This is a genomic window from Acidocella facilis ATCC 35904, from assembly GCF_000687875.1.
GTDB lineage: Bacteria > Pseudomonadota > Alphaproteobacteria > Acetobacterales > Acetobacteraceae > Acidocella > Acidocella facilis.
In genome coordinates, this window is sequence record NZ_JHYG01000038.1 from 1 (window position 1) to 3,078 (window position 3,078).

At 55.9% G+C, this 3,078-nt stretch carries 3 protein-coding genes; 1 reads left to right on the plus strand and 2 read right to left on the minus strand.

The features are described from left to right. A partial coding sequence (locus T331_RS0116625) for a hypothetical protein (protein WP_026440834.1) occupies positions 1 to 998 on the minus strand: 998 nt, incomplete at its 3' end. Positions 999 to 1,720: 722 nt separating this feature from the next. Between T331_RS0116625 and T331_RS0116630 the strand changes: the two genes are divergently transcribed. After that, a complete protein-coding gene (locus T331_RS0116630) occupies positions 1,721 to 2,761 on the plus strand; it encodes a GTPase (protein WP_026440833.1) in 1,041 nt (346 codons plus the stop codon). Positions 2,762 to 2,883: 122 nt separating this feature from the next. Here the strand turns inward: T331_RS0116630 and T331_RS20345 are convergent. Continuing rightward, the coding region (locus T331_RS20345) for a hypothetical protein (RefSeq protein ID WP_211248763.1) at positions 2,884 to 3,078 on the minus strand (195 nt) is incomplete at its 5' end.

Sequence of the window (3,078 nt, forward strand, 5' to 3'; positions counted from 1 at the left end):
TCCTGATGTGGCTTGCTGCGCGCCAGCGCAGTGATGCCCTGCACAAAATCGAAAACGCTCTCGGGCGGATGACCTTCCTCTTCCAGCACGGTGGCGATGATTTTCGACGTCTCGCCCTTGCTGAAGCCGCGTTTGCGCAAGAAACTTTCGCGGTCGTCATCTTGGCGCGCGACAATCTGTTCCCGCGCCGCCTTGATGCCCGCCACGAACAGCGCTGGTGAGGAATTGGCAAAGCGCCGCAGCGCGGGTGCTGCCTCATGCGCAAACCGCTGCGTCGCGAATTTGCTGTGACGAATACTGATCTCCTGGAAATCCTCGGCACCCCAGATGTTCCGGTTGGCGCACACCGCGCGCAGATAGAACGAGGCGATGCCCAGAGTCTTCGAGCCTACCTCGCTGTTCCAGCAATAGAACCCCCGAAAATACAAATCCGGCTCACCATTCGGCAGCCGCCCCGCTTCGATCGGGTGCGTGTCATCGACCAGGAACAAAAACACGTCCCGGTCGCTGGCATAGAGCGTGGTCGTCTCTTTCGTCACGTCCACATACGGGTTGTGGGTCATGGTCGACCAATCCAGCACGCCCGGCACTTTCCAATTCGTGTCGCCGGTGCCGTTGCCGGCGATGCGCATCACCGCTGCCACCAATTCATGGTCCCAGATGCGCCCATAATCCGGACCAGTAACGGCGCGCAGCTCTACCCGCCCGTCATCGGACTCCAGCGTCTTCACCAGCTCGGCGCGGTGGTTGAGCAGCCCGTGCTGCAGATTGATCCCCGCCAGAGGTGCTGGCAACTCACGCAAATACCCCGCCGGCGCCCCCACCAGCCCGCAAAGTTGACCAAAACTCCAATGGGTCGGCGCCACCGGCCGCTCCTGTCCCGGCACTATCAGCGCAAGCCGATCGCCATCGTCACGCCGGGCTTCCACCCGGATGGCCCTGCTCTCCACCGTCCGTGCCTCAGCGCGCTCCGCGCGGGCATGCACCGCCGCATACAATTCCGGCAGCGACAGAAACCGCTCATCATCGGGCCGCGAGAACCATTCCGACGACACCCGCCCCAGCCGCTCTCCCCGGCTGACATCAACCTTAAAACCCGCTGGCCCAGTCCGGCCCGCGCTCGCCCCCACAACCGCCACCGCGGCAGACGCATTGATATCCATGGCACTTCTCCATGACAGGCCCCGGAAGCCTCTCCTCCGGATTAAAACCAGTCATGAAGCGCCCAGCCCAACTCTCACTCTCAGGCCTGGCACCGAGGCCAGAAATCACCACGGTTATTGGCAGCAACGCGCCCAACCCCGCCATTCCCGACCTCTGGCCGGGTGCTCCGATGCGGACATAACTAACACAGGAAGGTGTTGAGGTTGAGCGAGGCGGCTCTGCGCCCATTATGGTTACTTTCAGGATAGACATTGCGCGGTGCTATCTCTTGCGCCTCGTCAGTCTCCCCAAAGAAAGGAAAATAGAGCGGAGGACGCCGATAACGTCGCGCAGTTTGGATAGGAACGTGTCGTAAATTTGCCCGCTCAGCTCGCCTTTCTGGCAGTCCCGGCGGCGAATAAATTTGTCAACCGGATCAGGCGCTTGGCTCATGCCGGGAAGGTCACGGGGGTTGGCGGGGTGTTGCAACGGGGGAAGTTAAGAGCCCTGGACAGAGAAACATTTCGGCACCATAAATCTGAACAAATGGTTATGTTTCGAACTGTTGAGGGGTAGGATGGCTGAGGCTGATTATGAGGAAATCCGTCAAAACGCGGAAAAGTCCGCCAAGACGCCAGTTTATATTGCACTTTTTGGACAGCCGGGGGCGGGTAAGTCCTCCCTGATTAACGCCATCACAGGCAAGCCTGACCTAGTTAAGGTCGGGGTAGGGAACGACGAGACCTTCGAGCGTGAAGATCACGAGTGGAACGGTCTGTTTTTAAGTGACCTGCCGGGTTACGGCACGGCGAGATTCCCGGCAGATAAGTACCGGGAAAAGTTTAAGATAGACCAGTTTGACATATTTTTGTGTGTCACTTCCGGTAAACTCAAAGAGGATGACATCCTGTTTTTCCGTCAATTGCGGCAAGACGGGAAGCATTGCATTTTTGTCCGTAATAAGATTGATGCCGAATATCAGCCTGGACAAACAGATGCAGACTTGCGGGCAAGGATTAAAGAGAACCTTGCTCAGCAGATTGGCGAGAGTGTGGAGGTTGTCTTTACCAGTTGCCGAACAGGCGAAGGATTGGATGAGCTTCAAAATGCGATTGAGGGAAGCCTTGTTGGTGTAAAGCGGGATCGCTTCAATCGGTCGGCGGCTGCATACTCCAAGGAGTTTTTGGAGAAGAAAAAAAAAGCTTGTAGAGAATATGCTCTGTACGCGGCTGGTGTATCCGCCGCCGCAAACATGGTCCCCGTGCCGGGCTTAGGCATAGCGGTTGATGTTGGTGCTATCCTCGGCGCGATGGGGCTAATACGCAATGATTTCAATCTTACTGAAGCGAGGTTGGATAAATTCGCGCACATAGCCCCCAATTTTGCCCCAATCGCAAATCAAATTATCAGTTTTGCAACCAAAGAAGGGGTGTTGCAATTATTGAAGCGGTTTGCTGCCGGGCAGGTCGTAGCGGAAGTGTCTAAATTCTTTCCGGGTATCGGAAGTCTTGTTGCTGGAGCTGTCAGCTTTGGCGTGAACATATTGATTCTGAATTTCTACATTGATGATTGCTATGAGATTGCAAGCGAAATGCTCGCCAAGCATTTCAGAGACTGATCTTCTCTATCGGCTCCCTCTGCGTTCGGTGGACGCATAGCAAGTGTAGGATGGGTGAGCGAAGCGCTACCCATCGCTTTCGTACCGCACCAGATTGATGAGTTGCGCTGCGCTGATCCATCCTACGTATTTTTAGCCATTTTGCCAACGACCGCTCTTTGGAACCGGACGGCAGAAACCGGCCAGTCTGCCTTCGGCCCGAACACGCCAAATTCAGACATCACTAGGGTCAAAACCCAATAATTTTGTTGATTTTCTAATGGTAGGGTGATTCCCTTTGTCCCGATTCGGGAGGGGATCATGCGACGGAACTTGTT

Excerpts from the sequence above, each read along its gene's own strand:
- T331_RS0116630 (WP_026440833.1), top strand. The coding sequence starts at position 1,721 with ATGGCTGAGGCTGATTATGAGGAAATCCGTCAAAACGCGGAAAAGTCC.